Origin of the sequence: Cryobacterium sp. PH31-L1, assembly GCF_030063145.1 — a bacterium.
Lineage (GTDB): Bacteria > Actinomycetota > Actinomycetes > Actinomycetales > Microbacteriaceae > Cryobacterium.
Genome location: NZ_JASISM010000006.1, coordinates 243,036 through 261,598 on the forward strand (window position 1 = coordinate 243,036; position 18,563 = coordinate 261,598).

At 65.4% G+C, this 18,563-nt stretch carries 17 protein-coding genes; 11 read left to right on the forward strand and 6 right to left on the reverse strand.

Annotation, left to right across the window (positions count from 1 at the left end; translation table 11 throughout):
* Positions 1–196: 196 nt before the first annotated feature.
* Complete coding sequence (locus QMF22_RS13630; RefSeq protein WP_283454498.1) at positions 197–1,270, forward strand: alkene reductase; 1,074 nt, start codon at positions 197–199, stop codon at positions 1,268–1,270.
* A gap of 115 nt (positions 1,271–1,385) precedes the next feature.
* On the opposite strand, the gene QMF22_RS13635 is transcribed toward QMF22_RS13630, so the two are convergent.
* The gene (locus QMF22_RS13635) at positions 1,386–2,585 is read right to left on the reverse strand and encodes an aminotransferase class I/II-fold pyridoxal phosphate-dependent enzyme (protein WP_283454694.1); all 1,200 of its coding nucleotides are present in this window, start codon (positions 2,583–2,585) and stop codon (positions 1,386–1,388) included.
* A 147-nt stretch (positions 2,586–2,732) separates the two neighbouring features.
* On the opposite strand from QMF22_RS13635, the gene QMF22_RS13640 reads away from it, so the two are divergent.
* The 5 genes from QMF22_RS13640 to QMF22_RS13660 all read left to right on the forward strand — a co-directional run bounded on the left by QMF22_RS13640 (position 2,733) and on the right by QMF22_RS13660 (position 8,631).
* Positions 2,733–4,433: a S1C family serine protease gene (locus QMF22_RS13640; RefSeq protein WP_283454500.1), complete on the forward strand. Its 1,701-nt coding sequence runs from the start codon at positions 2,733–2,735 to the stop codon at positions 4,431–4,433.
* A 145-nt stretch (positions 4,434–4,578) separates the two neighbouring features.
* Positions 4,579–5,634 (forward strand): glycosyltransferase family 2 protein, encoded by a 1,056-nt coding sequence (locus QMF22_RS13645; RefSeq protein ID WP_502846961.1) that lies wholly within the window; start codon positions 4,579–4,581, stop codon positions 5,632–5,634.
* Positions 5,635–5,638: 4 nt separating this feature from the next.
* A complete protein-coding gene (locus QMF22_RS13650; RefSeq protein ID WP_283454504.1) occupies positions 5,639–6,463 on the forward strand; it encodes a CDP-alcohol phosphatidyltransferase family protein in 825 nt (274 codons plus the stop codon).
* Complete coding sequence (locus QMF22_RS13655) at positions 6,450–7,337, forward strand: glycosyltransferase family 2 protein (protein ID WP_283454506.1); 888 nt, start codon at positions 6,450–6,452, stop codon at positions 7,335–7,337. The genes QMF22_RS13650 and QMF22_RS13655 overlap by 14 nt, the downstream gene beginning before the upstream one ends.
* 19 nt (positions 7,338–7,356) lie before the next feature.
* Positions 7,357–8,631 carry a CDP-glycerol glycerophosphotransferase family protein gene (locus tag QMF22_RS13660; RefSeq protein WP_283454509.1) on the forward strand — a complete coding sequence of 425 codons (1,275 nt, stop codon included), beginning with the start codon at positions 7,357–7,359 and terminating at the stop codon, positions 8,629–8,631.
* A 109-nt stretch (positions 8,632–8,740) separates the two neighbouring features.
* Here the strand turns inward: QMF22_RS13660 and QMF22_RS13665 are convergent, their stop codons facing one another.
* A complete protein-coding gene (locus tag QMF22_RS13665) occupies positions 8,741–9,586 on the reverse strand; it encodes a hypothetical protein (RefSeq protein ID WP_502846959.1) in 846 nt (281 codons plus the stop codon).
* A 150-nt stretch (positions 9,587–9,736) separates the two neighbouring features.
* Here QMF22_RS13665 and QMF22_RS13670 point away from each other — a divergent pair, with 150 nt between their 5' ends.
* Complete coding sequence (locus QMF22_RS13670; RefSeq protein WP_283454511.1) at positions 9,737–10,051, forward strand: helix-turn-helix domain-containing protein; 315 nt, start codon at positions 9,737–9,739, stop codon at positions 10,049–10,051.
* A 2-nt stretch (positions 10,052–10,053) separates the two neighbouring features.
* On the opposite strand, the gene QMF22_RS13675 is transcribed toward QMF22_RS13670, so the two are convergent.
* From QMF22_RS13675 to QMF22_RS13685, 3 genes are all read right to left on the reverse strand, one after another.
* Entirely contained in the window at positions 10,054–10,827 is a 774-nt protein-coding gene (locus QMF22_RS13675) for an ABC transporter ATP-binding protein (RefSeq protein WP_283454513.1), read from the reverse strand.
* A complete protein-coding gene (locus QMF22_RS13680; RefSeq protein WP_283454515.1) occupies positions 10,827–11,627 on the reverse strand; it encodes an ABC transporter permease in 801 nt (266 codons plus the stop codon). Before QMF22_RS13680 ends, QMF22_RS13675 begins: the two co-directional genes overlap by 1 nt.
* 119 nt (positions 11,628–11,746) lie before the next feature.
* Positions 11,747–12,448 carry a phosphocholine cytidylyltransferase family protein gene (locus QMF22_RS13685; RefSeq protein WP_283454698.1) on the reverse strand — a complete coding sequence of 234 codons (702 nt, stop codon included), beginning with the start codon at positions 12,446–12,448 and terminating at the stop codon, positions 11,747–11,749.
* 278 nt (positions 12,449–12,726) lie between these two features.
* Between QMF22_RS13685 and QMF22_RS17535 the strand changes: the two genes are divergently transcribed.
* From QMF22_RS17535 to QMF22_RS13700, 3 genes are read left to right on the forward strand one after another with little or no spacing between them, the layout of a single operon-like run.
* Positions 12,727–14,430 carry an ABC transporter ATP-binding protein gene (locus QMF22_RS17535; RefSeq protein WP_502846960.1) on the forward strand — a complete coding sequence of 568 codons (1,704 nt, stop codon included), beginning with the start codon at positions 12,727–12,729 and terminating at the stop codon, positions 14,428–14,430.
* Positions 14,406–15,980 carry a hypothetical protein gene (locus QMF22_RS13695; protein WP_283454517.1) on the forward strand — a complete coding sequence of 525 codons (1,575 nt, stop codon included), beginning with the start codon at positions 14,406–14,408 and terminating at the stop codon, positions 15,978–15,980. The genes QMF22_RS17535 and QMF22_RS13695 overlap by 25 nt, the downstream gene beginning before the upstream one ends.
* Before the next feature lie 25 nt (positions 15,981–16,005).
* Positions 16,006–16,290, forward strand: a complete 285-nt coding sequence (locus QMF22_RS13700; protein WP_283454520.1) for a DUF3039 domain-containing protein — start codon at positions 16,006–16,008, stop codon at positions 16,288–16,290.
* An 8-nt stretch (positions 16,291–16,298) separates the two neighbouring features.
* On the opposite strand, the gene QMF22_RS13705 is transcribed toward QMF22_RS13700, so the two are convergent.
* On the reverse strand, positions 16,299–17,660 hold the full coding sequence (locus QMF22_RS13705; RefSeq protein WP_283454521.1) for a nicotinate phosphoribosyltransferase: 1,362 nt from the start codon (positions 17,658–17,660) through the stop codon (positions 16,299–16,301).
* A 42-nt stretch (positions 17,661–17,702) separates the two neighbouring features.
* Between QMF22_RS13705 and murI the strand changes: the two genes are divergently transcribed.
* Positions 17,703–18,560, forward strand: a complete 858-nt coding sequence (murI, locus tag QMF22_RS13710) for a glutamate racemase (RefSeq protein ID WP_283454523.1) — start codon at positions 17,703–17,705, stop codon at positions 18,558–18,560.
* Positions 18,561–18,563 lie beyond the last annotated feature (3 nt).

The window sequence follows — 18,563 nt, forward strand, 5'->3', positions numbered from 1 at the left end:
GTCAGTAGTTCGGTGCCGCAGACCAACCGGATTGCCCGCCTGGCCTTCTCGCTAACCGCGGCCGTCCAGCCAATTGACAGGCAGGAATATCGCGCGCCTGCAGCCCGTTGCCGACTACGGGTACCCAGGATCTGCCTGGTACCCCCCAACGAACGTGTCCGGTCTGACCGACCGGCTGATTGTGAAAGAAGTGCCCGTGAATCTCTTTTCTCCGCTGAACCTGGGCGACCTCGAACTCCCCAACCGTCTCGTCATGGCGCCGCTGACCCGCATCCGCTCCGGCCAGTCCGGTGTGCCCGGCGACCTGGTTGCCCTGCACTACACGCAGCGCGCCTCGCTCGGCCTGATCGTGAGTGAGGGCACCTACCCGAGCCACGCCGGCCAGGGCTTCCCCGGCCAGCCCGGGCTGGTCGAGCCGGAGCAGCTGGCGGGCTGGAAAGCGGTCACCGACTCGGTGCATGCCGCCGGCGGTCGCATCGTCGCCCAGGTCATGCACGCCGGTCGAGTCACCCACGAGGCCACAAACGGCGGCTTCCCCGTCGTCGCGCCGAGTGCGATTGCCATCAACGGCAGTACCCGCACCTACGACGGCAAGCAGGCATACCCGGTACCGCACGCGCTCACGACCGAGGAATTGCCCGGCATCATCGCCGAGTTCGTGCTCGCCTCGCAGAACGCCATCGCGGCCGGATTCGACGGCGTCGAACTGCACGGCGCCAACGGTTACCTACTGCACGAGTTCCTGTCTCCCGCCTCCAACGTGCGAGACGACGATTTCGGCGGCTCGCCTGAACGACGCGCCGGGTTCGTTATCGATGTCGCTACCGCTGTTGCCGCGGCGATCGGCGCCGACAAGGTGGGCCTCCGCATCTCACCGGAACACAATATCCAGGATGCCCTCGAAACGCATGCCGCCGACCTCGCGGCCACTTATGGTGCCCTCGTCGACGGTCTGGCTCCGCTCGGCCTGGCCTACCTCAGCGTGCTGCACGCCGACCCGCGCGGAGAATTCGTGCAGAACCTGCGTATCCGCTTCGGCGGCGTGTTCCTGATCAACAGCGGATTCGGTGCCATCACCGCTCGCGACGAGGCAATCGCCCTCGTGAGCGACGGCGTCGCCGACGCCGTGGTCGTGGGGCGCGCCGCCATTGCGAACCCAGACCTGCTTCGCCGCTGGCGCGATGACCTGCCGGTGAACGAGCCCAACCCGCTCACCTACTACGCCGATGGTGCCGAGGGCTACACCGACTACCCCGCTCTAGCCTCGTAACCCCGCGTCACCCCCCTCACGCGCTGGGTGCATAACTCCTGCAATTCGTGCGCCGTCAGCGAAAGTTCCGCGTCATTGCGGCGTTCAGAATCCGCTGTCGCAGAATTTGCAGGAGTTATGCACGGGAGAGTGCCGCCAGCTGGGCCGAGGCCTGCTCGAGCAGGGGCTCCTTCTTGCAGTAGGCGAAACGCACCAGGGGCGCGTACTCGGCTCGGTTGGCGGGGGAACAGAACGCGGCTATCGGCACCGCGACGACCCCGGCAAGCCCGGGCAGCTTTCGGCACAGCTCAGCGCCATCGGTGAAGCCGAGCGGTGTCGCATCCGCCACGATGAAATACGAGCCCTGCGGCACACTGATCTCAAACCCCGCCGCCCGCAGCCCGGTCGCCAGCACATCACGTTTGGCCTTCATATCGGCGGCGATTCCGGCGAAGTAGGCATCGGGCAGGTCGAGCCCCACGGCGATCGCCGGCTGGAACGGTGCCGCGTTCACGTAGGTGAGAAACTGCTTGACCGCGAGAATCGCCGTGACGATGGCGGCCGGCGCACTCAGCCAGCCCACCTTCCAGCCGGTCAGGCTGAACGTCTTGCCGCTCGAGGAGATGGTGACCGTGCGTTCCCACGCTCCCGGCAGGGTCGCGATCGGGATGTGCGGCGCGCCAAAGGTCAGGTGTTCGTAGACCTCATCGGTGACGATGATGGCGTTGTGCTGGTGGGCGAGCTCCACGATCAGCTCGAGGGTTTCGCGGGGAAAGACCGCTCCGGTGGGATTGTGCGGATCGTTCACGACGATCAGTCGGGTGCGGTCGGTGACCGCGGCCCGCAGCGCGTCCAGGTCCGGCTGAAAATCGGGCGCACGCAACGGCACGGTGCGATGGATGCCTCCGCCCAGGCCGATCAGACCGCCATACGCGTCGTAAAAGGGCTCGAAGGTGACGACCTCGTCACCGGGCTCGATCAGTGCCAGAATCGTCGCGGCGAGAGCCTCGGTCGCTCCCGCAGTCACCAGGATTTCGCTGCCCGCGTCGAGAGTCAGTCCGTAGAACCGCTGCTGGTGCCGGGCGATCGCCTCGAGCAGAATCGGCTGGCCTCGGCCCGGCGGGTACTGGTTGACTCCGTCGCTGATCGCCTGGCGCGCCGCCTCGAGCACCACGGCCGGCCCGTCCTCATCAGGAAAGCCCTGTCCGAGGTTGATCGCACCGGTGCGCGCTGCGAGAGCGCTCATCTCGGCGAAGATGCTCGCCGCAACGCTGCCGTCCGCGGCGAGTAGTCCGGCACCTCTGGCCGTGCGTTGCCAGGCGCCAGAAATGGTCAGGGCGGGTTCGGCCCGTGATGAATGCTGCATGGTTTCCAAACTATCGCCCCGGCAACGTCTCGGCTTGATCATTGAATGCTCTCAGTGTGTACATATCGAACGTTCAGGTTTGGGCGCAAAGCTGGCAACGCTTGGAAGGAGCACCCGATGACTGACAACACCAATGATTCCGGCACCACCCCTGACAGGTCCGATGATGCCGCAGCTTTTGCCGTGAACGATTCCGGCGAGGCTACCCCGCCCATCGCACCACCGATGGTGCCGCCGACCGACGCGCCGGCCGCGCCTTCCGCACCGACCGCGCCGTCGACCAACGCCGTGCCCGCCGTGCCGGTCGTTGCCGCACCGAGCCAGCCGGCAGCATCCGTTTCACCGGAGCCCGTCGTGAACGCATCCGCCGAGACCCATCCTGCAGACAACAACCCCGCCGAAACCTATCCCGCTGCCAACCCAACGGTTGCCTACCCCACAGATTCGTACCCCACGGATGCCTTCGGTCGCCCGATTGAAACCCCGACAGCGTCGTCCTCCGCCTACGCCCCGAACGCAGCACCCCAGGCCTATGCGACAGCAGACTCCTACCCGACGGACGCCTATACCGGCCAGCCCTTCGCCGCCAAGTCCAAGGAACCCGGTCGCCGCAAGGGTAGTGTCGCGCTGATCGCCGCCCTCGCCATCGGTGCCCTCGTTGGCGGTTCGTCCGGTGCCGGCATTACCGCACTCATGATAAGCGGCCAAAACAACGGTGTACCGGTTAGCCAGGCCTCCGGCCCGAGCAACGTCGTGGTGAACAACACCAAGAGCGTCAACCAGATCACCGCCGTCGCGGCCAAGGCCTCGCCGAGCGTCGTGACGATCGACGTTTCCAGCAACTCAGCCGGCGGAACCGGCTCCGGCGTCATTCTCACCGACGACGGCTACGTGCTCACCAACACCCACGTGGTCACCCTCGACGGCGCAGCCTCCGATGTGAAAATCGAGGTGAAGAGCAACGACGGCAAGCTCTACGCTGCGACTCTGGTCGGCACCGACCCCATCTCCGACCTCGCTGTGATCAAACTGACTGACGCGAGTGGTCTCAGTCCCATTGCCTGGGGCGATTCCTCCGAGCTCAACGTCGGTGACAGCGCCATCGCCATCGGCGCCCCGCTCGGCCTCTCCGGGACCGTCACCGACGGCATCGTCAGCGCTCTGAATCGCAGCATCACCGTCGCGAGCTCGGCCGCCCCCACTTCGCCAGACACCACAACGCCCAACGAAGGCCAAAACCAGAACCCGTTCTTCTTCGACTTTCCGAACCAGGACGGCACCCAGTCGCAGGGCTCGCAGGCCGCCACCGCCAGCATCGCGCTCCCGGTGATTCAAACGGATGCCGCCATCAACCCCGGCAACTCCGGCGGCGCGCTGCTCAACGGCAGCGGTGAACTGATCGGCATCAACGTGGCCATAGCGAGCGCCGGCAGCACTACCTCCTCGTCGGCCGCCGGCAGCATCGGCGTCGGGTTCTCCATCCCGTCGAACTTCGCCAAGCGCATCTCCGACGAGATCATCGCCAACGGAACGGCCACCCACGGCCTGCTCGGTGCGAGCGTGAAGGACGCGTCCAGTTCGACCAGCAGCACGGTTGGTGCGCTGATCAGCGAGGTCACCTCCGGTGGCGCCGCTGCCAAGGCCGGTCTGACCGCCGACGACGTCATCACCAACTTCAACGGTGTGCCGATCACGGACTCGATCGACCTCACCGCGCAGGTGCGGGTGCTCCCGGCCGGCGGCAGCGCCGATCTCACCTACGTCCGGGACGGCAAGTCGATCACTGTCTCGGTCACTGTCGGCGAGCTCTCCAGCTAACCGCTCGCTTCTGTTCCTTCCCACAATCGCGTCGCCGGCTGGTCCGGCGGCGCGATCTGTTTTTGTCAGCATGTGCGTTCGGCGCGCGGTGCGTGGCAAATTCGTGGGCTGGTAGGCTCGATCGTCCTACCCAATAACCGGAAAGCTGGCCAGCCAGGTGCACCAACGTGGTACGGGTTTTCTTCCCGGGGTGTCGTACGTGATGCCCGTTCTCAACGAGGCGACGCACGTGCGAGCCGCCGTTGAGAGTCTGTTGGCTCAGGACTATCAGGGACCGTTCGAGGTCACCCTGGCCCTCGGCCCGAGCATCGATGGTACGACCGAACTGGTCGAGGAAATGGCCGCCGTTGACGCGCGCATTCGGGTAGTAGCCAACGAGGTCGGGTCGACTCCGGCGGGCTTGAATATCGCCATCCGTGCCTCCCAGTACGCGGTGGTCATCCGCGTCGACGCGCACTCCGTACTGCCTCCTGAGTACGCCCGCATCGCCGTGGAGACCCTCGAACGCACCGGAGCAGACAACGTCGGCGGCATCATGGATGCCCGCGGCATCAGTGCTTTCGAGCGCGCAGTGGCCCGCGCTTACGGCACCCGGATCGGCCTCGGCGGCACACCGCATCACGTTGGTGGGGCGGAAGCCGCCGCCGAAACCGTGTACCTCGGCTGCTTTCGCACCGAGAGCATCCTGAACGTCGGCCTGTTCGACGAGGACGTCAAGCGCGGCCAGGACTGGGACCTGAACCGACGCCTCCGCGAAGCAGGCGGCACGGTCTGGTTCACCCCGAAACTGCGCGTGCTCTATCGGCCGCGGCCGACCCTGGCCCAGCTGGCCCGGCAGATGCTCTCGACCGGGCTTTGGCGCGGTGAGCTGGCCAGGCGGTATCCGGGGGCCAACGGCATCCGCTATTTCGTGCCGCCGGCCATGGTGCTGGGAGTGGCACTCGGACTGCTCCTGGGCATCGGCGGCGTGGTGCAGACAGTCTTCGGTGCGGCGCCGTGGCTGCTGCTGGGCCTGATCGTTCCCGCCGGGTATCTGCTCATCGTGGTCGCTGCGACGCTTGCAGCGGCCCGGCCGGACGGATTTCGTGCGTCCCTCAATTTTCTCGTAGTCTTGCCCTGCATTCACTTCTGCTGGGGGATCGGGTTCGTGCTCGGATACCTGAAACTCACCAGCAATATCACGGCACACACGGGAAGGTGAGCGGATGACCAGTTCGCCGAATATCGCCCGCGACCCGGCGGCCAGGCCGGAGTCGATCGCACAGCTGCGCGCCGTCGCCCAGCCGCCGGAGGTGCGCCTGCGCGCCAACGCTGAGCATTGGACGGCGAGCCTGTACCTGCGCGACCTGTCGCCGTACCTCACCTGGATGCTGCTGAAGACGCGCATCTCGGCCAACGGTGTGACCGCGCTCATGATCCTGGCCGGCTGGTCGACCGCGGCAGCCCTCCTGATCCCCGGAATCTGGGGGGCGGTACTCGCTCTCGCGCTCAGCCAGGTGCAGATGCTCATCGACTGCTGCGACGGCGAGGTGGCGAGGTGGCGCGGTACCTCCTCGCCCGCCGGAGTGTTCCTCGACAAAGTCGGGCATTATTCCACCGAGTCGCTCATTCCCATCGCGCTTGGCATTCGGGCGGCCGCCTACCCGTTCGAATCGCCCGAAGACTTTCTCTGGACCAGCCTGGCGCTGCTGCTCGCCCTGATCATCGTCCTGAACAAGGCGCTCAACGACATGGTGCATGTCGCCCGCGCCAATGCCGGCCTGACCAAGCTCGCCGATACCCACGGTGAGAAGACGCCCACCTCGAGCCTGATCGCCCGGGTGCGCCGGCTCGCCCGCTTCGTGCCGTTCCACCGGCTGTACCACTCGGTCGAACTGACCATGGTGATCTTCGCCGCGGCCGTGATCGGGCTGTTCCTCGGGCAGCCGCTCGTGGACCGGGCCGTGCTCATCGTGCTGGTACCGCTCGCGTTCCTCTCGCTCATCGGCCATTTCGTGGCCATCATGGCGTCCAAGCGTGTCCGTTCTTAACGACTCCGTCCCGACGGTCGGCGTCGTCGTACTCACGCAGGGAACCCGGCCGGTCGACCTCGACCGGGGCATCCGCTCGGTGCTGGCGCAGCAGGGAGTGACGCTCGATGTGGTCTGTGTCGGCAACGGCTGGCAGCCGACCGAGCTGCCGGCCGGCGTGCAGACGCTCGGACTCCCCACCAACCTCGGCATTCCGGCCGGCCGCAACCGCGGGGTATCGCACGTCACCGGCGAGTATCTGTTTTTTCTCGACGACGATGCGAGCATTCCCGACCCGAATTTTCTGATCGCGGCGATCGGCAAGCTGCGCTCCGACCCGACGATCGGGCTGCTGCAGCCCCGTGTCGAAGACCCGGCCGGAATCGAATCGCCGCGTCGGTGGATTCCCCGCATCCGCAAGGGTGAAGCGACCACACCCGGACCGGTGTTCTCGGTCTGGGAGGGGGCCGTACTGCTGCCGCGCGCGGTTTTCGACGCGACCGGCGGCTGGGCCGAACCGTTTTTCTACGCCCACGAAGGAATTGAACTGGCCTGGCGCGTCTGGGACCAGGGCCGGGTCGCCTGGTATGCCGGCGATCTGGTTGCCAACCACCCGGTGATCCTGCCCACCCGGCACGCCGATTACTACCGGCTGAACGCCCGCAACCGGGTCTGGCTGGCCCGCCGCAACCTGCCCGCCCTGTTGGTGCCTCTGTACGTGGGCTCGTGGACGGCAATCCAGGTGCTGCGCTGGGCGCCGCGCAACCGGCTGGCACTGCGCGCGTGGTTCGGCGGCTGGCGTGAAGGGTGGCAGAGCGACCCGGGGCCGCGGCATCCGCTCCGAGCCCGTACCGTCTGGCGGATGACCCGCGCCGGACGCCCGCCGATCATCTGACGGAAGGTAGTCTTGTTCGGTGGTAATTCGGAAAGACGTCAGGCGTGCAATCAAACTGGTCAGGGACATTGTGGCCTCCCGCAAGGCCCAACACAGACTCCAGGGTCCGCTGAAGGCGCGCGAGCTCCGCGAAGATGACCACTTCAAGATCGCCGTCTACTTTGCCGACGGGCCGGTCAACCTGTACCAGATGCGGCAGTGGTACCAGCCGCTCGCCACGCTCGCCAAGACCTGGCCGGTGCTCGTTCTCAGCCGTACCGGTGGCGGCACCCTCAAGCTCATGGATGAGTCTCCGGTTCCGGTTGCGTACGTGCGCACGGTTCCGCAGCTCGAGCAGATTGTGGCCGAGCAGGACATTCGCATCGTATTCTACGTCAACCAGAACCCGCGCAACTTTCAGATGATGCGCTACGGGCGCTGCTGGCACGTTTTCATCAACCACGGTGAGAGCGACAAGATGTACATGATCACGAATCAGTTCAAGGCGTACGACTATTCCTTCGTCGCTGGAGACGCCGCTCTCGCCCGGCTGGACCGAGTGCTCTGGGACTACGACTTCGTCAAGCGCGCCATCAAGATCGGGCGCCCCCAGGCCGACTACTTCAGCGGTGAGCTGCCCTACACGCCCGATGAACGCCAGGTCGTGCTCTACGCCCCCACCTGGGAGGGTGACCGGTCAGCTGCCGCCTATGGCTCCGTCGCGACCCACGGGGTCGCCCTGGTCACCGCCCTGCTGGCCACCGGCACGCACCGGGTGATCTACCGGCCACACCCGCGCAGCGGTGTCGTCGACCACACCTACGGGGCCGCCAACAAGAGCATCATCGCGGCCATCGCTTCGGCCAACGCGCGCGACCCGCACGCGCAGCACGTCTACGACGCGGGCCCTGACCTCGGCTGGCAGCTGGCCGCAGCGGATGTCGCCATCGTCGACATCTCCGCTATGGTCTACGACCGCCTGGCCACCGGTAAGCCGCTCATCGTCACCCGACCGGTGAACCCGACGGCCGTGATCGACACCAGCGGGTATCTCTCGGACTGTGAGTGGTTGCCCGCCGAGAACGCCGCCGGCATCGCGGTTGCCGTCGAACGGCTCACGCACGATGAGGCCGCGGTGGAACGGCTGCAGGGATGGGTGCAGCGCTACTTCGGCGACACCACGCCGGGCGTCGCGACGGAGCGACTGCACGCGGCCGTTGCGCACCTGATGGACGAGTGGGATCGGTTCGCGACCGTGCACGACGCTGATATCGCGATTGTGCCCGACTCGGCGACGATTCCCGACGCCGAGTAGCGCCGCGACGCGGCCAGGTGCTGCCCGCGCGGTCCTCTACTGCGCGCGCGTGGCAGGCCGGCAGCGCGAGCATCCGCTCACCGCGCGTGCGGCAGGCTGGCGCGCGACGCTACGTGGCTGAGGGATCCGTGGGCCACGAAACGGATGCCGGCGGCTCCGTCGGCGCGGCGGCCACCGACCTGCCCCGTCGCGTTTCGCGTACCGTGATCGCGCGCACCCGGGGTTCCAGATCCGGCTGAAAACCGGCTGGTGCCGGGCCGAAGGCGAGGCGTGAGGCCTGCATGACCTTGTTCCCCAGAATATGGTTGCCGGCACCGCCGATCACGGCTCCGATGCCAAACGGCAGGGCTTTGCCAAGCAGGCTGGCGCTACCGCGGGTGGCGAACTGGCGCAGAAAAGCACTCTTGAGCCGGTCGGTCAGCGGGCCGAGAATTGCGCGGGGCAGGCTGTTGGTGATGAGCTCACCCCAATAGGTGTTTCGTGCGGTTCCTGAGCCGGTCACCTGCCCGGCGAGCTGCCGCACCAGATCGCTGCCCTCGCGGCCGAGCATCATGGTCATGACGAGGGCGCGGGCACGTTCCGGGTCTTCGACCGCGATGCCGTGTACCTCGCTCACCGACTGGGTGAACAGCGCGGTCGCCTCGAGAAAACCGGCGGTCTCCACTCCCGACAGGGCAAGCGTGATGCCGGTGCCGACGCCGGGGATGACCGCGGTTGCGCCCACAGCCGCGCCGCCGGCCGTGACGGCTGCCAGATAGCGTTTCTCCAGAATGCGCACGATCTGCTCGGGGGAGGCGTAGGGATTGCGCCGTCGGATGCTGCGAATATGGGCGAGCACAACCGGTCGGTGAACGGCCAGAACCCGATCGAAGCCCTTGACGAACCCGCTCGGCAGCGCGCCGCCCTGCGGAGTTCCGCCGGTCGACGACAGCATGGGTGTGCTCTTCCTGGCCATTGCTCGCTCTCCTCGGTTGCGTCTCGTCGAGTGTACGTGGTGCAGAGGGGCGCGCGTTGGACGCGCGGGCGGGCGCCGACGTACAAATACTATGTTTCATCAAATGTCCACCCGCTAGTCAAGAATCCTCTGCGCCGCTACAACTGAGGAATGCTTGAGCCCAAATCAGAAGCCTCCCGACTGCTCGGCCTCCACCTGCGGGAGCGCCGCCTGGCGCTCGGGTTCAATCAGGAGTCCGTCGCTCTGCTCGCCGGGCTCAACGTTTCGAATTACGCCCGTATCGACCGGGGTCACGGCAACCCCACGATGTACACGCTCATTCGGCTGGCGGCCGTGCTGCAACTCGAATTGAGTGAGCTCGTGACCGGTCTCGCCGTCGAGCAGCTACCGCCGACTCGCGACGCCTACATCGCGATCGACTTTCGTCGTTCCCAGGAACCTCTCGCGACTCGGCGACTGCGCTAGGGTCAGGGTGCCGGCTTGACGCCGTAGTCGGTGTTGTAGCGTGCCAGCACGTCGGTGATCGGCCCGTCGAGCACAAGATCCCCCTTGTCGAGGTAGAGACCACGGGTGCAAAAGCGCCGCAGATCGCGTTCATTGTGCGAGACGATGAACAGGGTGCGACCACCCGCGAGAAGTTCTTCGATGCGGCGATAGCATTTCTCCCGAAAAGCCTTGTCGCCCACGGCCAACACCTCGTCGACCAGCAGAATGGGTTCTTCGAGCCGGGAGATCACCGCAAAGGCGATCCGTACCTTCATTCCGCTGGACAGGTGCTTGTATGGCGTGTCGATGAAGTCGGCGATTTCGGCGAATTCAATGATCTCGTCGAAGCGTTCGGTGATCTGCTTGCGCGTCATGCCGTGCAGACCCGCGGTCAGATAGACGTTGTCGCGCACGCTGAGGTCGTCGACGAACCCTCCCGTAATCTCGATCAGCGGTGCCACACCTTCGCTGACGTGCACGGTTCCCTGATCGGGCAGTACGACTCCGGTGACGAGTTTGAGCAGGGTGGACTTGCCCTGACCGTTACGCCCGACGACACCGATGGCCTCGCCCGGTTGCACGCTGAACGTTACGTGCTGCAGTGCCCAGAATTCGCCCGGCCGGCTGCGGCGTTTGCTGGCGCCGAAGAGATCCTTGAAATTGCGACGCCCACGCCGATTCCGGCGAAAGCGGATGCCGACATCCTGCAGCGAGATCACCGGCGTTCCCGGAGTGGGCGCTTTCCCCTGGGCCACTAGATCTCCTTCAACACGGCACGCTCGGTGCGGCGAAAGACCAGCAGTCCGAGCCCGAGGAAGACGAGGGACATGACGGCGCTGATCGCGACCGCGAACCAGTCGAGTTGCTCCGGAAAGAATGCCGATCGATACAGGCTGAATATACCGGTCAGCGGGTTGAAAGCGGCCCAGAAATGCAGCTCGGGCGGCAGGTCGGTGGTGCCGTAGATGATGGGCGAGGCGTAGAACAGAAAACGCAAAATCAGTTTGACGGCCCGCTCCAGGTCGCGGAAGAACACCACGAGCGGGGCGACCAGCAGGCCAACACCGGCGGTCAGGATCACCTGAATGAGAATGGCGAGCGGAAAGAACAGCGCGTCGGCGTTCAATTCGGCGCCGTACAGAATCGCAAACAAAGCGAGCACCGGAATCGACGCGAGAAACTCGATGCCCTTGGAGAGCACCAGGCGGTTCACCCAGATGGTGCGGGGGATGCGGGTGGAGCGGATGAGCTTCGCCTCGCGCAGAAATGCACGCGTGCAGTCCGAGACAGCGCCGTTGAACCACATCCAGGGCAGCAGGGCAGCCAGCAGGAACACGATATAGGGGTCGGTACCGACGTTTTTGTCAAATACCTGGGTGAAGACGAACCAGTAGATGCCGGCCATCACGAGCGGATCAAGAATCGACCAGAAGTACCCGAGTACCGACGTCGAATAGCGCACACGCAAATCGCGCTGCGTCAGCAACCACAGCGAATGCCGATATCGGGCGATCGGTGTGCGCTGTTCGGGGCGCACCTGGGCGTAACTACTCACGCGGTCTATCGTATGGGAGTACGGGTAGCGTTCTGTGCCAGTGGCCTCGCCGTTGCGCCACGCACGACGAAACCCCCACGCCGGGGCGTGGGGGTTTCGGGTGGTGCAGTGACGAAGGCCTAGACGAACAGGTTGGCGCGCTCGAGGTCTTCGGCGAAGTCCACCTCGACGGCGTAGAAGTCGGAGATGTTCACCGGCTCCACGAGCATGCGGTTGTGTTCGATGGCCAGTTCAATGCCGCGCTCAAAGTAGTCCTGGTCAGCGACCTTGCTCAGTTGGCGGATCAGCGTTGCCTTGTCGGCGCTGGACACGAAGTTGATGCCTACAGCTTCGCCGAGGCCGTTCTTGACCGTCTTGGACAGTTCCTTGATGTAGCCCTCGGCGCTCGTGGTGTACTTGACCTCTTCATCGGACACCTTGTCGGTGTTTACCGTGACGAAAGACTGGTCGCGGGCCATCATGGCCGCGGCGCGGTCGAGGATGGCCGGGTCGAAGACGACGTCGCCGTTCATCCAGAGCACGCCGCCGGGCTTCGACGCCTGCAGGGCGCGCAGGAGACTCTTCGAGGTGTTGGTCTGGTCGTACTCTTCGTTGTAGACGAAGGATGCCTGCGGGAACGCTTCGATGATGTGCTCGAGTTTGTACCCGACGACGATCGTGACCTTGGCAGCGTTGCCGAAGGCGTGGTTGATGTTGTCGAACTGCTGTTGCATGATCGTGCGGCCGTCGTTCAGCTCGGTGAGCGGCTTTGGCAGCGAACGCCCAAGGCGGCTGCCCATGCCGGCCGCCAGAATGACAACTTGCGTCTTGACTGCGCGCATTTTTGCCTGCGTCGTCACGATTATCTCCTCAAGAATGGTTGGGGCTACGCCGCAAAACCCACTCAGTTGCGAAGAGTTTGCTTAGGATTCACCCACATGTTCACGTAAAGACACACCGTTATGTCAATCTCACCATAACCTGTTGGGTCGTTCCGAGGTAAGAATCAGCTCAGCACGTGTCCATTTCGTGACCCGGCGTGGAGCCTACTCACAGGTTGAACCGGTGGCTGCGACGTCTCCCGCGCCCCCGGGTCAGCGGTCCTTGGTAGGTTAGCGAAGTGACTTTTGTGCCGCCCCACCCCGAACGTGACGATGAGTCTGTCGCGAACCGCGCAGCCGAATCGACGGCACCGCTCGCCGCAGGGCCGTCGGCCAGCAAACCAGCCGTGCGCAAGCCGGCTGCGCGTAAGCCCGCTGTGCGTAAGCCCGCGGTGCGCACGACGGCGTCAACCACGTCCGCTGTCGCGACGCCGACTGCTGCCAAGACGACTGCGGCCAAGACGACTGCGGCCAAGACGACTACTGCCAATCCGACTGCTGCCAAGCCGATAGCGGCCAAGCCGACTACTGCCAAGCCGACTACTGCCAAGCCGATAGCGGCCAAGCCGACTGCCGACCAGCACGCAGTCAAGCCTGCCGCAGCTAAGCCGACTACTTCCAAGCCGATAGCGGCCAAGCCGACTGCCGACCAGCACGCAGTCAAGCCTGCCGCAGCTAAGCCGCCTACTGTCACGCCGGTTGCCGGCGCGCGTAAGCCAGCAGTGCGTAAACCAACTGTGCGCAAGCCGACCGTACGGACAACGCCCCCGAAGAAACCGACGACGCTGAATTCCCCTCCGGTTGCCGGTTCGTCCAGGCCGGCCGCACAGACGCTCGCCGAGAACTCCACCGACGAGACCACGCGGCCGTACGTGACCCGCGACGCCCTCGTCACGCTCGAAACGGCAGCGTCGCAGGCTACGCCGGTTGAACCGCTGCCGGATACCGCGAGCGATCCCGCCGAGCCGACCACGCCCGCCACGAATTCTCCCAGCGCCACAGCAGGGCCAGCCGTGAAGTCCACCGGCTCCGCGCCGGCCCCGCCGACAGCAAATCCGGTCGCCCAGCCCGTCGACCAGCCGACTGCAAAGCCGACAGCGCAACCGACCGTGGAGCCAGCCGCCCCGCTGACCGTGCAGTCGACGGTTCAGCCGGCAGTCGATGTGACTTCGATGGTGCAAGCCCCGATCGTCATTGAAGCCGTCGGCCTCGTGAAGAGGTTCGGTCACAACGTCGCGGTCTCCGATCTCGACCTCAGCGTTCGAGCGGGTTCGTTCTACGGCATCGTCGGGCCGAACGGGGCCGGAAAGACCACGACCCTGTCGATGATCACGGGGCTGCTGCGGCCGACCGCCGGAAAAGTCCTGATCCACGGTATCGACGTCTGGGCTCGGCCCAACGAAGCCAAGCGCGTGATGGGTGTTCTACCCGACAGGCTACGCCTGTTTGACCGCCTCACCGGCGCACAACTCCTCTACTACGCGGGCACTCTGCGCGGCCTCGACAACGACACCGTGCGCGCCCGTTCAGCCGACCTGGCCGCCGCGTTCGGCCTCGAGGACGCCCTCAACCGTCTGGTCGCCGACTATTCCGCCGGAATGACCAAGAAGATCGCTCTGGCCTGCGCCATGATTCATTCCCCGCGCGTGCTTGTTCTCGACGAACCGTTCGAGTCGGTCGACCCGGTTTCCGCGGTCAACGTCACGGAGATCCTGCAGAAGTACGTCGCCGCCGGGGGAACCGTCGTGCTGTCCAGCCACGGCATGGACCTGATCCAGCGCGTCTGCGACCATGTTGCCATCATCGTGCAGGGCCGCGTCCTGGCGGCGGGAACCGTCGACGAAGTGCGTGGACAGAAGACGCTGGAAGATCGATTCGTCGAACTCGCCGGTGGGCGCAAGGTCGCGGAGGGTATGGAGTGGTTGCACAATTTTTCGGACTGAAACTCCGGCTGCTCGCCAACCTGTTCCGTCGTAGTCCCTGGCAGGTCGTCGGCCTCGTCGTGGGCCTGCTCTACGGCCTCGGTGTCGCCATTACAATTCTGGTCGCACTGATCACGCTGCGGTTCGTTGGTGACCCGGCACTCATTCGGGATTCTCTCACCGTGGCCGGATCGGCCGTGGCATTGGGCTTTCTGATCATCCCCATCGTGGTCGGCATCGACGACAGCATGGACCCGCGAAAGTTTGCGTTCCTCGGAATTCCCAACCGTTCCTTGTCGCTCGGTCTGGCCGGCTCGGCGCTGATCGGCGTTCCGGCGCTCACTCTTTCGATCGTGCTGCTCGGCACAGTTTTCACCTGGTCACGCGGCGTCGGACAGACCCTGCTCGCCCTGGTATCCGCCGCGTTGATCCTCGCGACCTGCATTCTGTTGTCGCGGGTGAGCGCATCCCTGGCAGCCTTCCTCCTGTCGACCAGACGTTCGCGGGAATTCACCGGCATGATCGGTGTCGTCCTGCTGGTGCTGATTTCTCCTCTCGTCGTGGTGTTACTCAGCACGGACTCGGGTCGCCATGGCCGTGGCCTGCTGGCCACCCTCGCCACGATTCTGGGCTGGACACCGCTCGGCGCAGCGTGGGCTGCCCCGGGTGATGCCTCCACGGGCGCTTGGGGCGCGGCCATCCTCAAGCTGCTCATCGCCGCGGCCTCTGCTTACGCCCTGTGGCTGATCTGGCAGCTCGTCGTGGCCCGCATGCTGGTATCGCCCGGCCGTGAGGCCGCGGCGAAGCAGTACTCCGGGCTCGGATGGTTCGACCGGCTGCCGCACAGCTCCGTTGGCGCGATCGCCGCACGCACGTTCACCTATTGGGCGCGCGACTCGCGGTACTGGGTGTCGCTGATCATGATTCCGATCGTGCCGATCATCGCGATCCTGCCGCTGAGTATCGTCGGTGTGCCGCTGCATTACCTCGCCCTCGTGCCCGTGCCGCTCATGTGCATTTTTCTCGGCTGGACGATGCACAACGACGTTGCCTACGACAACACGGCCATCTGGCTGCACGTGGCCTCAGGAACGCGGGGCGTGGCCGACCGCATCGGCCGGCTGGTTCCCGCCCTGGCTATGGGCATCCCGCTCATCGGCATCGGCTCGGCCATCAGTATTTCGTTCTACGGAGACTGGTCGGTGTTGCCGTCGATGCTGGGCGTGAGCACGTGCATCCTCTTGGCCGGTTTGGGCTTCTCCGGCTACACCTCCACCCGGTTTCCCTACCCGGTGACGAAACCCGGTGACAGCCCGTTCGCGCAGCCGCAGGCCTCTGAGACCGCCTCGGCGCTGGTGCAGTCGCTGACCTTCACCGGATCGATCGTGGTGGCTCTGCCCGCGCTCATCTTCGCCTACCTCGGAATCTTCGAGGATCCGGCCTGGCACCTGCGCGCTCTCGGCGCGGGCCTCGGTCTCGGCCTTGTGGCCGTGATCCTGGGAATCTGGGTCGGCTCTCGTGCCTTCGACCGGCGCGGTCCGGAGATGCTCGCCTCCGCCCAGCGCGCCTGACCGGCTGACTGCTTAGACTGGTCCCATGACTGAAATTCGTGCGAGCATTGCAGAACCCGGCCAGCCCGGCGGCGGAACGTCCACGCTCGACCGCGAGCTCGAAGAACTCCTGAATAAGGAGCAGATCGAGCCCGGCGATCACGAACGGTTTTCGCACTACGTCCCGAAAGACAAGATTCTCGAATCGGCCATTTCGGGCAAGCCGGTCAAGGCATTGTGCGGCAAGAAATGGCTGCCCGGCCGTGACCCGGAAAAGTTTCCGGTGTGCCCGACCTGCAAGGCCATCTACGAGAAGATGAAGGCCAAGTAGCTCAGCAGCTAGCGGTACGAGGTGGGAATAACGGCTTCGCCGCGACCCAACCGAAAAGCCTCGATCGGCAGTTCCTGCATAACGGATGCGTTGTGCGCGCGTGCGCGTAGCGTCCCGGCCGCCCCCAGATACCGTTCGTCGACCCTACCTTCCTGGATCAGCGGAACCAGGAGCGCCCGCTCCAGTCCGCTGCCCGTGTCGGACTGAGCACCCGGGCCGTCGCCGAGCAGCACGATTTCTTCCTGGGCGGTGCCGACGGCATCCACTCGGCGGAGTGCATTCTTGCGGCCGCCGATGGAGAGCTTCGCGGTCGACGTTTTCGCGACAGAGATCCAGTCGTCGCCGTGGCCCTTGTGCGCGACCAGCTTGTAGACCAAGCCGGCGGCGGGTTCGCCCGACCCCGTGACGACCGAGGTGCCGACGCCAAAGGCGTCCACCGGGCTGGCGGACAGGGCAGCGATGGCGAATTCGTCGAGGTCGCTGGTGACCGTGATCTTCGTGTTGACCGCGCCGAGTGCGTCGAGCTGCGCGCGTGCTGCGGCAACGACGGTGGGCAGATCTCCGGAGTCGATACGAATCGAGCCGAGCTCCGGCCCGGCGATCTTGACTGCCAGGGCGATGCCGGCCGGTACATCGTAGGTGTCAACGAGAAGTGTCGTGGCGGAACCAAAGGCATCCACTTGCGCCTGGAACGCTTCTTCCTCGCTGTCGTGCAGCAAAATGAACGAGTGGGCCGCGGTACCCATGGTCGGCAGACCCCACTGCCGGCCGGCCTCCAGATTGCTCGTCGATGCGAAGCCGGCGATGAAAGCGGCGCGCGCGGCCGCGACCGCCGAGTGCTCGTTGGTGCGCCGGGATCCCATCTCGGCGATCGGGCGGCCGAGGCTCACCGAGACCATGCGCGCGGCGGCACTGGCAACGGAGATGTCGTAGTTGAGCACACTGAGCACGAGGGTCTCCAGAATGACGCCCTCGGCGAAGGTACTCTCCACCAGCAGCAGGGGAGAACCGGGAAAGTAGGCTTCACCCTCCTGGTAGCCCCAGACGTTGCCGCTGAAGGAATAGTCGGCCAGGAAGTCGAGGGTGGCAGTGCGCACGACCGAGTTCTCGGCGAGCCAGGTCAGTTCCTCGGTCTCGAAGCGAAACTCACGAATCAGTTCGAGCAGGCGACCAGTGCCGGCGACGATGCCGTAGCGGCGACCGGCGGGCAGACGGCGGGCGAAGGCTTCGAACATGCAGGCACGATCGGCGGTGCCGCTCTGGATGGCCGCATCCACCATGGTGAGCTCGTACCGATCGGTGCGCAGTGCTGGTGTGCGGCCGGCTGGGCCACGGTGTGCTGGAGCGAGGAACGCGGGGGACGGGGTCACCCGGCACAGCTTATCCGCTTGATCGGGCTAGGCTTGATCTCCGTGACCGATGCACCGATTGGTATTTTTGATTCCGGAGTGGGCGGCCTGACCGTCGCCCGGGCGATCAAGGACCAGTTACCCAACGAATCCATCCTGTATATCGGTGACACGGCCCACTCGCCGTACGGGCCGAAGAAGATTGCCGACGTGCGCGGTTTCGCCCTCGACGTGCTCGACGATCTCGTGGCTCAAGACGTCAAACTGCTCGTGATCGCGTGCAACACGGCGTCGGCAGCGATGCTGCGGGATGCCCGTGAGCGCTACAGCGTGCCGGTGATCGAGGTGATTCAGCCCGCTGTGCGCCGCGCTGTCGCCACCACTCGCAACCAGCGCGTGGGGGTCATCGGCACCCTCGGCACCGTCAACTCGCGCGCCTACAACGATGCCTTCGCCGCCGCGCCCCAGATCACCCTGTTCAGCCAAGCCTGCCCGCGCTTCGTCGAGTTCGTCGAGGCGGGCGTCACGACCGGTGACGAGGTACTCGCTGTCGCCGAGGAATACCTCGCGCCGCTCCGCGCAGCGCACGTCGACACTCTCGTGCTCGGCTGCACCCACTACCCCTTTCTGCGCGGCGCCATCTCCTACGTGATGGGGGAGGGCGTCACCCTTGTCTCGAGCGACACCGAAACGGCCAATGACGTCTACCGGGTTCTGGTGAGTCAGGGCTTGGAACGCTCGCGCACCAGCCCGCCCAGCTACCGGTATGAAGCCACCGGCGACAGCGCCGAGGACTTTCTGGCCCTCGCCCATCGCCTGATCGGACCGGAGGTCAGCCGGGTCGACCTGATCGAGACCGGCACGCTCAACCTCGCCGAACTGGCAGCAGCCCCACAGTCCCCACTACACCCGAAACACTAGGAG

What these genes read in the sequence shown, in the direction of transcription:
- QMF22_RS13665 (WP_502846959.1), bottom strand. Translation starts at nt 9,586, where the DNA reads ATGGCCAGGAAGAGCACACCCATGCTGTCGTCGACCGGCGGAACTCCG.
- QMF22_RS13650 (WP_283454504.1), top strand. Translation starts at nt 5,639, where the DNA reads ATGACCAGTTCGCCGAATATCGCCCGCGACCCGGCGGCCAGGCCGGAG.
- QMF22_RS13640 (WP_283454500.1), top strand. Translation starts at nt 2,733, where the DNA reads ATGACTGACAACACCAATGATTCCGGCACCACCCCTGACAGGTCCGAT.
- QMF22_RS13670 (WP_283454511.1), top strand. Translation starts at nt 9,737, where the DNA reads ATGCTTGAGCCCAAATCAGAAGCCTCCCGACTGCTCGGCCTCCACCTG.
- QMF22_RS13700 (WP_283454520.1), top strand. Translation starts at nt 16,006, where the DNA reads ATGACTGAAATTCGTGCGAGCATTGCAGAACCCGGCCAGCCCGGCGGC.
- QMF22_RS13685 (WP_283454698.1), bottom strand. Translation starts at nt 12,448, where the DNA reads ATGCGCGCAGTCAAGACGCAAGTTGTCATTCTGGCGGCCGGCATGGGC.